General features: G+C 45.4%; 15 protein-coding genes. 10 read left to right on the top strand and 5 right to left on the bottom strand.

What is annotated here, in order from left to right; translation table 11 throughout:
• Nucleotides 1–191 precede the first annotated feature (191 nt).
• The 7 genes from PSE7367_RS11205 to mreD all read left to right on the top strand — a co-directional run bounded on the left by PSE7367_RS11205 (nucleotide 192) and on the right by mreD (nucleotide 7,669).
• Complete coding sequence (locus PSE7367_RS11205) at nucleotides 192–2,105, top strand: hypothetical protein (RefSeq protein ID WP_015165459.1); 1,914 nt, start codon at nucleotides 192–194, stop codon at nucleotides 2,103–2,105.
• 67 nt (nucleotides 2,106–2,172) lie between these two features.
• Complete coding sequence (locus tag PSE7367_RS11200; RefSeq protein WP_015165458.1) at nucleotides 2,173–2,724, top strand: hypothetical protein; 552 nt, start codon at nucleotides 2,173–2,175, stop codon at nucleotides 2,722–2,724.
• Between the two features lie 520 nt (nucleotides 2,725–3,244).
• On the top strand, nucleotides 3,245–4,042 hold the full coding sequence (locus PSE7367_RS11190) for a TatD family hydrolase (protein ID WP_015165457.1): 798 nt from the start codon (nucleotides 3,245–3,247) through the stop codon (nucleotides 4,040–4,042).
• Between the two features lie 302 nt (nucleotides 4,043–4,344).
• Nucleotides 4,345–4,794, top strand: coding sequence for an SRPBCC family protein (locus tag PSE7367_RS11185; protein ID WP_015165456.1), 450 nt, complete (start codon nucleotides 4,345–4,347; stop codon nucleotides 4,792–4,794).
• Nucleotides 4,795–5,076: 282 nt separating this feature from the next.
• A complete protein-coding gene (locus PSE7367_RS11180; RefSeq protein WP_015165455.1) occupies nucleotides 5,077–6,102 on the top strand; it encodes a rod shape-determining protein in 1,026 nt (341 codons plus the stop codon).
• A gap of 165 nt (nucleotides 6,103–6,267) precedes the next feature.
• Complete coding sequence (gene mreC / locus PSE7367_RS11175; protein ID WP_015165454.1) at nucleotides 6,268–7,068, top strand: rod shape-determining protein MreC; 801 nt, start codon at nucleotides 6,268–6,270, stop codon at nucleotides 7,066–7,068.
• 43 nt (nucleotides 7,069–7,111) lie between these two features.
• Nucleotides 7,112–7,669, top strand: coding sequence for a rod shape-determining protein MreD (mreD, locus tag PSE7367_RS11170; RefSeq protein WP_015165453.1), 558 nt, complete (start codon nucleotides 7,112–7,114; stop codon nucleotides 7,667–7,669).
• Between the two features lie 27 nt (nucleotides 7,670–7,696).
• On the opposite strand, the gene PSE7367_RS22000 is transcribed toward mreD, so the two are convergent.
• A protein-coding gene (locus PSE7367_RS22000) for an IS630 family transposase (RefSeq protein WP_156800460.1) occupies nucleotides 7,697–8,829 on the bottom strand; the annotation gives its coding sequence in 2 pieces (ribosomal slippage) (nucleotides 7,697–8,400 and nucleotides 8,400–8,829; 1,134 coding nt in all).
• Nucleotides 8,830–9,197: 368 nt separating this feature from the next.
• On the opposite strand from PSE7367_RS22000, the gene PSE7367_RS11155 reads away from it, so the two are divergent.
• Nucleotides 9,198–9,935, top strand: a complete 738-nt coding sequence (locus PSE7367_RS11155; RefSeq protein ID WP_015165452.1) for a flavodoxin family protein — start codon at nucleotides 9,198–9,200, stop codon at nucleotides 9,933–9,935.
• 51 nt (nucleotides 9,936–9,986) lie between these two features.
• On the opposite strand, the gene PSE7367_RS11150 is transcribed toward PSE7367_RS11155, so the two are convergent.
• The 3 genes from PSE7367_RS11150 to PSE7367_RS11140 form a co-directional block, all read right to left on the bottom strand.
• The gene (locus PSE7367_RS11150; RefSeq protein WP_015165451.1) at nucleotides 9,987–10,826 is read right to left on the bottom strand and encodes an NADAR family protein; all 840 of its coding nucleotides are present in this window, start codon (nucleotides 10,824–10,826) and stop codon (nucleotides 9,987–9,989) included.
• A gap of 17 nt (nucleotides 10,827–10,843) precedes the next feature.
• Nucleotides 10,844–11,923: a phosphoribosyltransferase-like protein gene (locus PSE7367_RS11145; protein ID WP_015165450.1), complete on the bottom strand. Its 1,080-nt coding sequence runs from the start codon at nucleotides 11,921–11,923 to the stop codon at nucleotides 10,844–10,846.
• Nucleotides 11,924–11,997: 74 nt separating this feature from the next.
• A complete protein-coding gene (locus PSE7367_RS11140) occupies nucleotides 11,998–12,867 on the bottom strand; it encodes an inositol monophosphatase family protein (RefSeq protein WP_015165449.1) in 870 nt (289 codons plus the stop codon).
• A gap of 544 nt (nucleotides 12,868–13,411) precedes the next feature.
• Between PSE7367_RS11140 and PSE7367_RS11135 the strand changes: the two genes are divergently transcribed.
• Together PSE7367_RS11135 and PSE7367_RS11130 are read left to right on the top strand one after the other, a co-directional pair.
• Nucleotides 13,412–14,530 (top strand): M23 family metallopeptidase, encoded by a 1,119-nt coding sequence (locus tag PSE7367_RS11135; RefSeq protein WP_225882652.1) that lies wholly within the window; start codon nucleotides 13,412–13,414, stop codon nucleotides 14,528–14,530.
• 167 nt (nucleotides 14,531–14,697) lie between these two features.
• A complete protein-coding gene (locus PSE7367_RS11130) occupies nucleotides 14,698–15,021 on the top strand; it encodes a TMEM14 family protein (protein ID WP_015165447.1) in 324 nt (107 codons plus the stop codon).
• Between the two features lie 290 nt (nucleotides 15,022–15,311).
• On the opposite strand, the gene lysS is transcribed toward PSE7367_RS11130, so the two are convergent.
• A complete protein-coding gene (gene lysS / locus PSE7367_RS11125; protein ID WP_015165445.1) occupies nucleotides 15,312–16,478 on the bottom strand; it encodes a homocitrate synthase in 1,167 nt (388 codons plus the stop codon).
• Nucleotides 16,479–17,023: the final 545 nt, after the last annotated feature.

Raw genomic sequence — 17,023 nt, 5'->3', positions numbered from 1 at the left:
GCGATCGAATGCCTAGATTACAGATTGAAGCCATTAATTATTACAATTTAGGTATGCCCTAGATCTATTAGTGAATTTGACTGAGAAGATAGACTAGAAATTCAATTGGCACTTGATTGCTGTGATAACTGAAGACTAAACTATTCACCTGTTTTATTTGTGGTTAGGATTGAGCACTAGGGGCGCTGAACATGGACGATAACCAAATTACCAAGTCTCTTCAGGCTGACTTAAATTTTTATCGGGTTAAGGTGCAGGTTAAGCAACGTAAAGACCAGGCCAACATCCTGGTAACTCGCAGTGCATCCAATGATATTGATTATGATGTGCTATTCGATGTGGTGCGCAGTGGCTTAGAGCAGTTTAGTGATTTACCTGAAGATATAACCAAGTTTGTTGTGTATGGCCGTGTTGCTGGCTCTAGGCAGCCAGAATGGCAAAAAACTGGTGAGTTGAGTCGCTCAGATCTGTCATCAATGGGGGACTTAGATGCGGCTGAGTTGCTTTTGGGTAATGTTTCTGCTCCTGGCGATCGGGACGATCGGGATGATGATACCCTTGGTCGTGCCCTGCAAGTGCCACCGATCCCACCGATGGTTACCGGTGAGTCAACTGGATTGGATGATTTGGCTGCGATCGCTGAATCGATGGTGAGGGAGAATACGGATAATATGGCTGATCTAGATTCTGAGCTAGATCTAGACCAAATGTCTGATCAGCAGGATGATCTGGACGATGATGATTATGATGATGAACCGGCCACGTTCATTCCCGGCGCCATGCCCTTTGATTTGCCCACCGATATTAGCGATCGGGTCAAAAATCGTAATGGCAGCGATGGGGCTCTAGAGGCAACCGATTTAACCTCGGAGCAATCAGGTTTGGGCGATCTCAATGATCTCAACGATCTCAATGCAGAACTGGATCTAGATGATGTTGAGGCTGATTTTGTGGGTCTGAGTGAGACACTGGATAATGGCATTGGCAGTGTTACTGAAATTCCAGATATTGGTGATATTACCGATTCTATTGATGCCGAAGATCTGCTTGAGCCAGAGGATGCTACCGAGGCGGTGATTGCCAATCCTGAGCTCCTCGATCGCCGTCGGCAAGATAGGTCACGCCGCAATCAAAATGATGTTGCTGATGGTGATTTTTATGATGACTACTACATGCAGCAGCAGGCTAGAGGCAATCAAAACCCCAGGGCTGCTGGTGATCCAGAGGCGGTAGATTTATTTGCCAGTGCAGATCCTGATAATTCCCTGGAAATCCCTAATTACCGCGATCGTGATCCGGAAGGAATTACGATCGATCAACCCAGAAGCTCAAAGTCTGGGAACGCTCTCTACCTGGCGATCGCTGGCATTATAATTGTGGTGCTTGCGGTGGTTGGGATCTATGACTATTTCAAACAACAAGAAAGATTTGATGTGGCTAGGGGCATCTCTAATAGTCTTTTACCGGTGGAAGAAATTGGTAAACTCGATGCGTTGCAAAGCACTAACCAGGAGATCAACAAAGCGGTTAGTTATCTGGAGCAAATTCCGAACCGCCCTGGCTATCCATTCCGCGATGCCCAGGCTGAGTTAACCGAGCTAAAAACAAAGCAGCTAGCATTGCAGCAAAAACTGACGATCGAAGAAACTGCTGCCAATCAACTAGCAGAGGCGAAAAAGCTGGCTCTAGAAGCTGCTACGCTAACCCAGAATCCACCGCATCCTACTGAGGTATGGCAAGAATCTCAAACCAAGTGGCAAAAATCGATTGAGCTATTGCAAAGAGTGCCTGAAGATACTTTAGCAACCGCGGAAGCCAAATCCAAGCTGGAGGGCTATCAACAAAATTACGCTGTGATCACCTCGCAACTGCAAAAGCAACGGGCATTTGACCTGGCTGCCACCTATTGGCCCGATCGCATTAATGCCAATGATCAAGCCTATTTCAGGCAGCTTAAGGCTAATGGCACTGGTCAGCCTGAATTTATTAGTCGTTGTGCGGGGCGGGTACAGCCAGGTTTAAATGCGGCTGAGCTGCAAACCGAAGGCTACCAGGTACGCACCTTTTCGGTATATTTATGCCAGTACATTTGGGATCAGGTTTAAAGGGCAAAAGGGCAGCTAGTTTTCAACTACGTTAAGCTATATCTAGCTACGTTGAGGTAAAAAGCCCGTGTTGAGCTTGCGATCGATTACTACAATCACCACCATTTCAGTTTTGGCAATGGGGATGGCTAATTTTGCTTTGGCTACCGAAATTGAATTTGTCGCTGAAATTGCTCAAATGCCGCCAGATAATTCAGATAATTTGGATAATTCAGATAATATCGATCGCCCTGCCAGCGTAAATAAATTTACCGATCGCCCCAGTGATGCTGCACCAGGCCAACCAACCAACTTAGAGCAGCCAGCCGAGCTTGAAACTATTGAGATCAAAGGACCTAAAGGCGATCGCCTCCAGCTTGCTAACCCCAGCCCATTTTTTACCGATGCTCCACCCAGCCGCCCCAGACCAAGATTGATCCCGCTGGATGTGCCTGAAAGCCTTAATTTGCCTGGTAAATCTTTTCAACTCGATGCCAATCCCACTAATCAGCGCTCTCGTCCTTTGCTGACCGCACCGCCCGCTAACCAAACCTATCCGATCGCAGACCCAACTCTGACCAGAACCAGCGATCCTACTTTTTCTGGTGTTGCTAATCCTACGGGTAGATTTAGGCGCTAGGTTCGATCTAGGTTCGATTAAATTCGTCAGTTTGAGCAGATTAAAAGATAACGGCAGGAAGATCAGCATAGCCAGCATTGGGCTGCAAATCGATCGAAAGCTTTGTAAAATTTCTAGCGACCTTTTTAGCGAAAATATCAATGCTTGGTACAAACAATGCGGCATTGCCTAGTTCTAGTAATGTAAATGTCGCTAATAAAAATATCAAGCCTCTGTCTAATATCAGTTTGACCGATCGCTTAATCGTTAAATCATCCTGCCTATGTACAATACCCAATATCAATCTTGGGCAATAATCCACTTGAAAAAATATTAGGCAAACAAGCATTAGGCAGTTGAGCAAGCAAAGAGAGCGATCGCCCCATCTTCCTCCTTTGCATAAATGCTCATCTAGGTAGGTAAGAAAAAGCCAGTTTATGGTTAGAGTAGATCTCGGATTAGTTATATTTAATCATTTAACTTAGTCAAAAACCCTAGCTCTAATCATTCTTACTTACTATTGTTGTTATTAAGGCAAGCAATGCAACTGGTTGATACCCACGTCCACATTAACTTTGAGGACTTCCAAAAAGACATCGAAGCTGTCCGCGATCGCTGGCAAGCTAATGGCATCGCGCGGCTGGTGCATTCCTGTGTGACTCCCGATGAGTTTGCCACGATTAAAGAGATCGCCGATCGCTTCCCAGAAGTTAGCTTTGCCGTGGGTTTGCATCCGCTGGATCAGGATCTAGACAAAATTGGCTGGCGGTCAGAAATTGGTGACCAAATCAAAGCATTAGCCCAGAGCGATCAAAGGGTAGTGGCGATCGGTGAAACGGGGTTGGATTTTTTTAAGGCCGAGAATAAAGCAGCGCAGATCCAGGCTTTCCAGGCTCAATTGGCGATCGCCAGAGACTTAAATCTGCCAGTGATTATTCATTGCCGTGATGCCGCCGAAACCGCCAGAGATGTGATTAAGGAATTTAATGCCGCCAATCCAGAGCAACCAGCCAAGGGGGTGATGCATTGCTGGACTGGTACACCGGAAGAAACCCAATGGTTTATTGATCTCGGTTTTTATATCAGCTTCAGTGGTGTGGTCACGTTCAAAAATGCTGCTGCAGTGCGTGAATCAATCAAGATAGTGGGAAGCGATCGCCTGCTGGTGGAAACCGATTGCCCATTTCTGGCTCCGGTGCCGAAGCGGGGTAAACGCAATGAGCCATCCTATGTGTTGCATGTGGCTCAAAAGGTGGCAGAGGTGCGCGGCGAGGATTTGACTACGTTGGCCGATCGCACCACCCAAAATGCCTATGCCCTATTTAACTTACGCAACTAATCTCTAATCTAAATACAATGTATTTGCTTGCTTTGATCATTTAGAACTAGTAGAACTAGAAATCTTCAAAGAGTCCAATATTGCAGCCAGAGAAATATGATTTCCGCCACTATTCAAGGATTGAGGCAAGAAGTCTATGATTAATGATTGGCCATTGCCGATGCAGAGGACTTAATTTGCAAACTTAGCAAGCGATCGTAAAGAGCTAGACTCAAAAAACTCTTGCTCAAGCCACAACATCCTTTAAGCTTTGTATACACTTGAACTGGATCACTATTTGAAATATGGGTATTTGATTACACATGGCAGATTGGTTAGAACATACCGTACAAATTGAAGTCAACTACCCAATCGAAAAAGTTTGGGCATTATGGTCAGATTTGGAAAAGATGCCCAAATGGATGAAGTGGATCGAAGGGGTGAGAATTAATGCCGAAAATCCAGAACTGTCAGAATGGGTCTTGGGTTCAAGTGGGTTTAACTTTACCTGGAAAGCAAATATAACTAAGCAAGTTCCCAACCAGATTATTCAATGGGAGTCGGTTAGTGGCCTGCCCAATCGTGGTGCAGTCAGATTCTACGATCGTAAAGTTGGCACCGTGGTCAAGCTCACCGTTGCCTACGCCATTCCTGGGATTGTGGGGCAGGTGATGGATGATTTATTCTTGGGTAGGGTGGTTGAATCGACGCTACAAGCCGACCTAGAAAGATTTAAGCAATATGCAGATCATGGGGACGATCTAGCAAGTTAAGTTAGGTTAACTGATGCGGATTAATTTAGTACCTTAACCTTAATATTTACAGCATGGGATCAGCTTTAACATAAGACAATTGAGTAGCTTCCAATTGGGCGATCGAGCCGGAACCTAAATATCATGCTCAAGTAAATCTAACTATAAAGTTGGATTTGATATAGTAAGCCAGATCTTGGCCTACTAGACTAAGTGTTACCAATCGTAATAGAATCTGCAAAACTAATACTTATCAGTGCTTAAGTTTTGGTCAACCTTTGTATTTTTTAGGAATTACTTGCTGTGGGGATACTACGTCACTTCTCGAAGGATATCGGCATAGACCTTGGTACGGCAAACACGGTGGTGTTTGTTTCCGGTGAAGGGATCGTACTCCAAGAACCATCGGTAATCGCGGTTGATCAAAGAGATAAAACCCCCTATGCGGTGGGTGAAGAAGCCAATAAAATGATCGGCCGTACCCCTGGCGATATTATTGCGGTGAGGCCGTTGCGCGATGGTGTGATCGCTGACTTTGATTATGCGGAAATGATGCTGCGGGCATTTATTCAACGGGTCAAGCGCGGTATTTTTAATCCCCGCATTGCGATCGGCATTCCCAGTGGTGTAACCGGCGTTGAATGGCGAGCAGTGATGGATGCGGCCAAGCGGGCTGGAGCCAGGGAAGTTTATACGATCGCTGAACCTATTGCCGCGGCGATCGGGGCAGGGCTGCCCGTGGCTGATGCGACCGGTAATATGATCGTTGACATTGGTGGTGGTACCACCGAAGTGGCGGTGATGAGTTTGCAAGGGATTGTGCTGAGCGAATCGGTGCGGGTGGCTGGGGATGAGCTGAGTGAAGCGATCATGAGCTACATGAAAAAGGTGCATAACCTGGTCGTGGGCGAGCGCACCTCAGAAGAAATTAAAATTAAAATCGGTTCTGCCTACCCCACCTCCGAAGAAGCCTCAATGGAGGTACGCGGTTTGCATTTGCTCTCTGGTTTGCCCCGCACGGTGACCGTGAAGGCTACGGAAATCCGTGAGAGTATGGCCGAGCCCCTGTCGGTAATTGTGGAAGCAGTCAAGCGCACCCTGGAAAAAACCCCGCCCGAACTAGCCGCCGACATCATCGATCGCGGTATTATGTTAGCTGGTGGTGGTGCGTTGCTGAATGGGATCGATACGTTGATCAGCCATGAAACCGGTATTGTCACCCATGTCGCCCCGGCGCCGCTCAATTGTGTGGTGTTGGGTGCTGGCCGTGTGCTTGAGGATTATAAGAATCTCAGACGGGTGCTGACCAGTGACCTCAGTAACTTTTAGTAGGATCTAATCGCTTTTATTATTTAGTTATTATTCGGTAAAAGTTTTAATCTTCAGGATTCTAAGAGCAAAGAAAAATTTCCGATCGCCTCCTTACCTAATAATTCCGAGTCAGTTGTAACCAGTTCAAGTCAGCAATCAGCTAAATAAGCCTTAGATTTTTATATGGAGTCGATCCGTCGTTGGTGGGAACGCTATAGTATCCAATTTTTGCTAGTTTCGTTGGGTTTGGTGGGAGCCTGGGCGATCAGACAGGGCAATGGAAGAATGGTGATGGAAATTTATCAAACCCTATCCCGTCCGTTTCAGGAAACCTATTCCTATGATGAACAGGTGGCGGATGCGAGTTTGCGTGAGCTGCAATATCGGCTGACTGAGTTGGAGAATCAAAATAAGCAATTTCGTCAGGTATTAGGGGACAATATCACGCTGGGGGCAGAAGGCGAAGGGATCTGGGCGGCCGCGATCGGGCGTAGTTCTGATTCCTGGTGGCAGCAGCTTCTTGTGGGGCGAGGCAGTAGCGACAATCTTCAACCTGGGGCGATCGCCCTGGGGCCTGGTGGTCTAATTGGCCGGGTTACGGATGTATCGAGCCATAGCAGCCGAATCTTGTTAATCAGTGATCCCACCTCGCAAGTAGGCGTAACAATCAGCCGCACTCGACATATGGGGATGCTGCGTGGTCAAGCCCAAAATGAAGCAATCCTGGAGTTCTTCGAGCGCGATCCCGATGTCAGCCCTGGTGATATTGTGTTGACATCCCCCTATAGCACCCTCTATCCGCCTGGGATTCCGGTCGGCAAGATTAAAAGCATTAACCTGGATAAACAACCCGCCCCCGAAGCAGTGGTAGAGTTTTCTGCACCGATGAGTATGATTGAGTTTGTGCAACTCTATCCCTATGAGCCTAAGGATTTTGTGCCGGAAGCGGTGAAGGGTAAAAATGAATTAGCGATCCCTGAATAGACTGAGTAGGGACATTGATTAGATCGGCTGACTAGAAGGATCGATGTTGCGAACCCTAGAAAAATTAAATCCGCGATTGCTCAGACCGATCGGCTGGTTGGTGACTCTGGGTTCATTGTTTTTGTGCCTGTTATTGATGCCGCTGCGATTGCCGGGGTTCACGTTGTTTGATCTGGCTCCCAATTGGCTTTTGATCTGGCTGGTGACCTGGAGCATCAATAAACCAGTGGTGGTGGCGGCGATCGCTGGCGTGTCAGTGGGTTTGTTGCAAGATGCGATGACGATTCCTGGCGATATATCCTTGGCACCAACCAGGGCGATCAGCATGGCGCTGGTGGCGATCCTGACCGCGCTGCTGCAAAAACAACGCTATGTGCAAGAGGATTTTGTTTCGATCGCCTTGATTGTGTTTGGCATGTCGGTGGTATCAGAAACCGCGATCGCTTTGCAATTAACCGTACTGGGGCGTGACCTATCCCAAGTCTGGCTGATGCAACAACGCATTACCCTGACCACGGCGGTGTTGAATAGTTTGTGGTCACCGGCGCTCTATTTCCCGCTCAGTCGTTGGTGGCGATGGTTAGAAAAAACAGCAGCTTAAAATATTTAATCCAAATCTAGTGGATTGTCAGCTTTCAATTTGTGGGTAAAGTCGCTTAAGGCGAATACGAGCATCTGCAGTTGTGAATTGCCAATCTACCGACTTCTGCAAATGATTACGCTCAATGAACCAAGCTGATGTTTCTTGTTCAAGAGTTTCTCGATCTGGGATCCGTCGATCCAGACATTGTCGGGTTAGTGCAGACAGCTCGATTTCGGCAATATTTAGCCAACTTCCATGTTTGGGCGTATGGTGAATTTCTAGCCGTTCGACCAACCGACGCGCAGTGGACGGAGCAAAGGCCTGATAGAGCGAGGCAAGTTTGTGAATGTTCAAATTGTCACATACCAAAATGACAGTCTCGCAATCGGCGTAGTCTTGTTCAAGTAAGCGTTGAATTTCGATCGCCCAATCAACTGAGGTTCTGCGTTCACTCACAACTGCTTTACGCCAACCGGCCAAAGGTTCTGTAAACAAGAAAATATTAGCGGTGCCATTGCGCTCATATTCATAATCTACCAACTCTGGTTGTCCTGATTTAGCCGGCAATGGAATGCGTGTTTGTTTAACCAATTGCACCGGTTTTTCATCCATGCAAATTACCGGATGCTTAGAATCATAGGGTTGGTGATAAATCTCTAGTACATCTTCCATATGAGCAACAAAATCGGCATTTTGCTCAGGTGGAATCACATACTGTTGACGTAGATGTGGTTTCAGTTCGTTTTTTTCAGCACTTGTCGCACGGTCTCGTGACAAATAGCTGGTACAATTTCTAACTCCACCGCTTTATCAGCAAGCAATCGCAATGTCCAGCGAGCATGACCAGCAGGTGGTTCGCTACAACGTAAGGCTATTAGCTTTGCCTCCGACTCTCCATCACATACGTGTGGTCGTGGCGCACTTTGGCGAGGTTTGCGTGCCAAGGCCGACTCTAAACCTCCTTCAATCAATCGTTGACGCAGGTTGGCTACTGTATTGCGATGGCAACTAAAGGTGGCGGCGGCTTCCGCATCTGTCCAGTTCTGGCCATTTATATCGATATTTAACAGAATGTTGGCATGTTTGATTTTATAGGCGGCGGCCTTACCAGTAGACACAAGATTTTGCAGCTCTTCGCGCTCTTCCTTGCTCAAACGGACGATATAGCGTTTAGGCATAATATACTGCTCGGATAACATAGGTATAGTTTATCCATCTTTCCCTTAACTCACAAACCCAAGATTGACAGAACACTAGTTACAGATCGATTGCGTAGAGGTAGTAGAAGTATCAGCGGATATTGGGGCAGCCTTTAGCGATGAGATAAGTATTTCTAACTATTCCGCATATATTTTGTGCATGAACTGCGATTTATCAAATTTATTGGCAAATATATCGGCAAATATATCGGTGATAGTGTGCGGTGCTCAAATGTCTCCCCAAAATTAACGCTTCACGTCTTATTCATAAACCGATCGCTAAGATTAGATCCTGAGCACAGCCATGAAGCAATCGATCGTAACCTAGGAGCCTAGGAGCAAGAACCATGAGTGAATCCCCACAAGAACAGAGCCATCCACCAGATGATTATTCTGATCTGAAGGCATTGTATTTAAACTGCACCCTGAAAAAATCCCCGCAACCATCGCATACCGAAACTCTGATCCAAAAGTCGATTAGCATCATGACTAAAAACGGCGTACAAACTGAATTAGTGCGCATTGTTGATGCTGGCTTGGCTACTGGTGTGTATCCCGATATGACTGAGCATGGGTGGGATAGCGATCGCTGGCCACAATTGTATGAAAAAGTTAAAGCAGCGGATATTTTGATTATTGGTACGCCGATCTGGTTGGGGCAAATTTCCTCGGTATGTATGCAATTAATCGAGCGGCTCTATGCGATGTCCGGCCAAACCAACGCCCAGGGGCAATATGCTTACTATGGCAAGGTTGGCGGTTGTTTAATTACTGGTAACGAAGACGGGATCAAACATTGCGCGATGAGTGTGCTCTATTCGCTTCAGCATATTGGTTACACTATTCCGCCCCAGGCAGATGCAGGCTGGATTGGCGAGGCTGGCCCTGGCCCGTCGTACGGTGATGATGGCCTTGGCTTTGACAATGATTTTACCAATCGCAACACCACTTTTATGACCTGGAATCTGCTCCACCTGGGCAAGCTCCTGAAATCGATCGGTGGGATTCCCGCCTATGGCAATCAACTGAGTGAGTGGAAGGCGGGCTGTCGGTTTGACTTTCCCAATCCTGAATACCGTGCTTAGGATTTACAGTAGTTTAATGAAAAACGAGCGCATTAATTATAGAAGGTTCAATCAGCCTTCTACTTTACTCGTTTGGGGCACAAGTGATTCTAGTAATTTTAATTGTGGCTCTGAACTATACCTAATCGGCTTATAATGTTTTTTTACTTTTCCCAATCTTGAAGCATGATTCAGCCACCGATTCATTAATTTGGCTGGAACATTAAATACTTTGGCGATTTCTTTAGGGGTGATTTCTCTATCGACTTCCTTGAAAAACTCTTCTATAGCTGGTAAAGCCACGTAAAAGACATCATATTTGTCCACCGAAACTGAGGCGATTGCCTTACCGTACAATAAAAAATTAGGAATAGTTAAAGGCTCTATCGTAGAATACGATGTGATTTCTTTGCGCCTGATTTGCTCTCTTAATTGCATCAATAAGCCACCAAGCATATTACGACCTAAAAGCACGTCTCCGTTTTGTGGCTTAGCTCCCCAGAAATCATCTTTTCTTGAATCTTCGACGATTGGTAAGTCACCTGTCTGCAAAAGTAGGTTGCTGAATTTCTCCCAATTATGTATCAACTTGACTTGCAAACACCATCTCATAACTTTGTGTCTCACTTCCTCCCAATCAGAGCGGGATTGCTCACGATACGGCTTACTTTTCATCTTTGCCGTCATTGGACTACGTTGAGCAATAATTAGTCTTTGAACTTCTGGTAAGTCTGGGAATCTACATGCCTGATAAAGAGCTTCAGAACTTAGTATTTTTAATCCATTAACTACTAATGGATAACCGCCCGCCATATTAGATAATCCGCCAAACTTCTCCTTAGTCTTGCGGAAAGTAATACAGTCCTTCCGTTGGTATGTTATTGATTCAGGACGCTTTGCAGTTACCACCATAACAATCAGCTTTTCTCTTAATCATAATTAGCCTGTTCATTTACAATCCTTGGAAATAATGGATACCATTGATTCAGTGGATATGGTTTATCAGGATCACCCCACCATAATGCTAAAGGACAATTGTTTGCAATATTGCGATACGTTGTAAATAATGCACCGAAACCTAATGAGTGAAAACGTTCATAACCTAGTGGTTTCATACTTGAATTTGGATCTTCAGGCAAGGAAACAATATATGCACCGGCTTTTAGAAATGCAGACTCGATCACTTGCCGAGACTTAGCAGATGAAAATACGTGTTCTTCAGTTGGTACGTTATTAGGTCGAAAAATGGGAGGTGGACGATTAGGGTTGCTGGAGGCACTGCGACGAGCTTCTATTTGTTTCACATAGTCATCAACAAGTTTATTACCCCTATCATTAGGCGAGCTACATGGCCAAAAACAATCAAATTTATCCCTTTCCCAACGAGAATTACTAAACTCTTCTTTGCGCCAAAACCTCAACTCAATTCCACCGGATTGAACCTCTGACTCAATATTCTTATTGAAATAAAAATGTCCCAGAGAATGGATTGCAAAAAATACCATATGTAATTTTGCCCCTGAAAAAGTATCAGGCAACCATGACTTGATATCTTGAGTAGCTGTATCACCAGAATACAGGCAGTCATCAAGATATATATAGGCCTCAGGCTGGTCATTGCCACATTCATTAATACTTAGTCCATACTTGCTTTGCAGCTTTTGATTGCAAATTTCCAGCAAATCGTTCTGGCTATTTCCCTTGGATTGGATTTGTAGGAACTTTGTCTTAGATATAGCCTCTAGGGGATTAGAACCGAATATTTTTTCTGAACTAGTAATCCCATCAAGCAAATTTTGAACCTTTAAGCGAGAAAAGTAATATTTACTTAATAGATATTCCATTTGCTGAAGAATAACTATCTGAGCATTTTTATCAAATCCAAATGGCTCAAACTGCTTTACCCATCTATCTACATGAGATGAGTTAATGCAACTAATTTCATCTTGGCGATAATCAGCGATTATTGCGGCTATTGACTTGAGAAGATATTGATATCGATCAGACACATTAACAAGCTTTATAGATTAGATTATTCTAATTTTAAAGCAAAAATGTTGATTGAGTGAACCCAAGCTGATAATTATTCTCTCATCGGAAATTGCTCCGTCAGTGGTCTGACCTGTGCTAATTCCTCGACCATTTGTCCATGTAAATGCTCATTGGTGGCCAGAATCCTACCACTGCTTAAATCTAACTCAGAGCCATCATAGGCAGTGACGATCGCCCCGGCTTCCCTGGCAATAATAATTCCTGCTGCCATATCCCAGATTGACAGGCCCCGCTCCCAGAAGCCATCCACCCGACCACAGGCCACATAGGCCAAATCCAACGCTGCCGAACCACCGCGCCGCACCCCCTGGGTCAGATGGGTAAAGTGGCAAAACTCCGCATAGTTATTGTCATTGGTTTTATGGCGATCGTAGGCAAAGCCAGTCACCAGAATGCTGCGATCGAGGGTTTGATTATTGGCGACGTGAATTGGTTGGCGATCGCCGCCTTGATCACAAAAAGCGCCCAGGTTTTGCGCGGCAAAGAACAACTCATCCCGAAAGGGATCATAAATTGCGCCTACGGCAGGTTGATTGTCAATTAACAAGCCAACTGAAACCGAAGAGAAAGGATATTGATGGGCAAAATTGGTGGTGCCATCGAGCGGATCAACTACCCACAAATATTCATGATCGCCCAGACTAGCCCCGCCGGATTCTTCTGCTAAAATCGCGTGGTTGGGTAAATGCCGTTGAATTGTGGCCAGTACCTTTTCTTCTGACTCTCGATCGGCGGCCGTGATCAGATCGCCGGGGCGTTTTTCGTCAATTTCTTTCAACTTGCCCCAATAGGACTTAAGCACAGCGCCGCCAGTACGGGCAGCGATCGTGGCGATGTCGAGAAATTTTTGTAAGTCCATTAAGTTAAAACTATCGGGTGAGTTGCCAAATTGAGAAACCATGATATTTTTAATGCGTTATTGAGTTTGGATTGTCAAAGCTGAGCATTTTGCCAGATTCACTTTACCGTAATTAGCGGAACTGGTTTAGGTTGCGATCGGTTAAAGTTTGACGAAATAAATGCTTGCCTAATTGTGTAGTATTTTTTTAGCAAGCTATTGTGCCAGCTTGATCCAATCACTGAGGGCTTTTACCTGGGCGATCGCTGTTCCTGTCAAAGAGTTCTGGAGGATTTTTGCTAACAATAGTTCCGCAAGAGTTTATTAACTAGTTCTCCGGTATATTGACCACATCGTGAATTAGTTAAAAAATAAGCTAGCTATTTAGTTCTGTTGGCTCAATTCCAGTTAGATACTTTGCCTAAGGAGCGCTAAAACTATTGTTATTTAAGCATTGCGATGATGTTAGAGCTAAGAGATTTGATACCTATGATCGCAAGAGCATTCCAGCCAAAACTTAGGAGTGCGTTAAAATTACGATTGCGCTTCAGGCCAAATTTGTTCAGTATTGTCTGAGTAGAGTTTGATTAGAGATAGTTCACAGGATATGTCGAGATATTTACGATCGCGGGTGGGGACAAATCCTATAGATCAAATAAATAAATCAGAGCAAGTTAGTTTCTGTAGCAATAGGTCTGGTGATGGAGCAGCCAAAAGCATGATTGCCAATTTCCTAAACCAGGCTCAACCAATCGCAGCTACCCAACCCCAATGGCGCAGATTAGCTAATATCTTCTGGGGCAGCATGTTGGCTGTTAGTGGAATGCATGGAGCGATCGCCCCTGTTTATGCATCTGTCTTTTCCCGTCCTACTGCTGCGGATGCAAAGCCCGCTGAGCAAGATTTAGAAGCATTGTGTGGCAAGCCCACCCTGGAACTAGTGAGCGAGCATGAGGTTGCCAAAGGGGAAAGCCTGGCGGCGATCGCCCAAAAATATAACATTACCACCGCCACAATCATGGGTTTTAACCCCGATGTCCGCAATGGCCGGGTCAGGGCTGGCCAAAAGCTATCGATACCGCCCACTGATGGCATCATGCACAATATGGGCAATGAGGATAACTACCGCGTTGTAGCCAAGAAATATGGACTCAGGGCGGATGTGTTGTTTGAACGCAATGGCTGTTTGCAAAGCCCCAAGGTGGTGTTTGTGCCGGGGGTAGCATGGCAGCCCAATCCAATTTTGCCGCAGTTACCCAATTTTGCCAGGGCGGGCGAATTGCCGATCTTTAATGTGGGTGGTTATCCATTGCCGCGTGCCTTTCCGGTGACATCTAATTATGGCTGGCGCACTCACCCGATCACAGGCGAAGCAGCTTTCCACAGTGGCATTGATCTTGGTGCTCCCAGAGGTACACCGGTGCTGGCTACCAAAGATGGAGTGGTTGAGTTTGCGGGGCGATCGGGTGGTTATGGCAACCTGATTGAACTAAGCCATATTTCCTTTGGGACTCGCTATGCCCACCTCGATCGCATTCTGGTACAACATGGCCAGCCAGTTAAAAAAGGGCAGCAAATTGGTACAGTTGGTTCTACGGGGCGATCGACCGGCCCCCATCTCCACTTTGAAGTGTTGGCTCCGTCGATAAGTGGTTGGGCAGCGATCGATCCGGCTCCCTATCTCAGCCGCCTTGCCGCGATCATTAGTGTTTATATCCCTGCTTAGGGAAAATTTTCAGCTTGATCACTTAACCTCAAAATGTGAATTTCTGTTACTATCGCCACTCACTTGGAGCAGTTGGCCATAGTCTCGGCTAATCTTGGTTTAGGGTTTGTTTTCACGCAATTAAATCAGACCTAGACCAAAATATTTGTAATATACATAAACAAAATATGGAAACAGGTACTATCGCCACCTTTGCCTATGGTGCGTTGGCAATCGTGGGTGGAATTATTGGTTACACCAAGAGCCAGAGTAAAATCTCTTTGATCTCAGGTAGCATCAGTGGCATTTTGTTGATTGTGGCTGGTGTGGTGCAGTTGGGTGGACAACCCTGGGGGCAATATTTGGCGATCGGCATCGTTGGCCTGCTGATCATTACTTTCATTGCGCGGCTGATTAAAACTGGCAAGTTTATGCCGGCGGGCTTGATGATTATTGGTGGCTTGGCTTCCCTGGCGGCGATTTTATTCCCAATTCTAACCGTTGCTACCTAAATTCAAATACTTAAATTCAAATTTGTAAGTATCAGGATTCTAGCTATTCATAATGAATAACCCAGGCATGGATCAACTTAGCGGCGATCGCCTGGGTGCTTTACTAATTTTGCTAAATAATATCTATGGCTATGGTCAATCTGGATGATTTCAAAAAGAGGACTAGTCTTAAAATCTATAGTTGATTTACTAAGCTAGCTCACTCCTTTTATCATCATTCACAATGATCCGATCAACTGAATCTGGCCAACCTGGTTACATGCTCGGTAAGCAAATAAACAAGCAATAATTTACTTACGGTTAGAAGGAACTGAATTAGGAGCCTGTGCTGCCGCCCACAGCAAATCATCCACCTCATTGAGGGTAAGGTCTTTTTGATCGGCCATCTCTTTAATTTGCTTGGTCAAAGTCTTGATCTTAGAAATGCTGAGATCCAGACCAAGTTGACTGACCCGATTAGCGATCGCATGCCAGCCAGTGAGCTTGTGGGTAATTTGAATATTGCGGTTCAGGCCAAAATCAGTGGGGTCAATAATCTCATAGGCATTAGCGTTATTCAGCATCGCTTTGGTGTGGATGCCGGCCTTATGGTTAAAGGCACAATCGCCCACAATGTAGTGATTGACTGGGATTGGCAAGCCTACCTTTTGGGAGACTATTTCATGGACAGGAGCCAGAGCTGGCAAATTGTATTTTTGCTTGATTAGCTCTTTATCCTCGGCATACATGCGAGCAATAAACCCTGCTAGCGGTGCAATCCCATTGCGTTCACCAATTCCTAATACAGTGGTGTCAATGTGGGTAGCGCCGGCATCTAGAGCAGCATAGCAATTAGCGATCGCGCAGCCAGTATCATTATGGCCGTGGAATTCAATGTAGGCATCGGTTTGCGCGCGTACCATCCTCACCAAATCATAGACTCGATTGGGGGTGCTAACACCCACCGTATCGGCAATACCAAAGCGATCGACCACACCCAATTTGTCCAACGCCAAATAGACCCTCGATAGGTCTTCGTAGGTGCTGCGGAAAGAATCTTCAGTGGAGAAACGCAACTCAACCTCAGGAGCCTGCTCACGAATGAAGGTTAAAACTTCGGAAGCTAGCTCAATAATTGTGTCAATGTCTTTACCGTGACTGTACTCACGCAAAAAGTAGGAAGTGCCAATCACCAGGTTGATCCCATCTACGCCAGCATCTAGGGCGATCTTGGCATCCTCCTGGTGGCAGCGAATGTGAGTTAGAACCTTGGTATTCAAACCCAGGCCAGCAATTCTTTGGCAATCGCGCTTGGACTTGGGAGAGGCCGCGGCCGAGGTCAGCTCTAAATACTCAACCCCAAATTCATCTAGGGCTCTGGCTATTTCAAGCTTGTCATCCGATGAGAAGTTAGCACCAACAAACTGCTCGCCTTCTCTTAAGGTACTTTCTACGATCGCAAATTGGTTTAATGTCATGGTCTACTCCAACATTTACTCGTAATCCCAGCTTTGGGAGAACTAGATATGGTTCTGCTATTTATAATTAATAATTACAATTGGCCGATATTAGTTAGTAAAAAATCCAAATGTACGGCATCTCCAAACCATATTCATGATGGATTAAGTTAATGTCCCCAAATCATTCTCAATGCCAGCCAAAACCTTAATTTCATTGTCTATTAGACAAATTGCCATAACTAAACAGCGGAGTATAACTCCGAAGCATATGAATATACCTGATCAAATGAGGCAATAACTAGACAATTTAATTAATTAGTTCTGTAACTCAATTGAGATTCAATTGGAAAGCCTACAAGGTATTGGGAGCCCCCGATTCAAAGAGCAAAACTTACGGCCAACTGGATTCTAATTAGATTAACTAGGTTATGTTGGCATCAACGGAGTTGTACTCTCTAAGACGAATAGAACAGTAAAACTTTGTCGATCGATTTTGCTATTAGTCCCAACAGCTTGCATTTCAGAATTGATAATTCAAAGCCAGTCAATACTTCGTAACTTTA

This window comes from Pseudanabaena sp. PCC 7367, assembly GCF_000317065.1.
GTDB lineage: Bacteria > Cyanobacteriota > Cyanobacteriia > Pseudanabaenales > Pseudanabaenaceae > Thalassoporum > Thalassoporum mexicanum.
The sequence above is the reverse complement of the archived record's forward strand: the minus strand, read 5'-3'. Positions and strand labels throughout refer to the sequence as shown.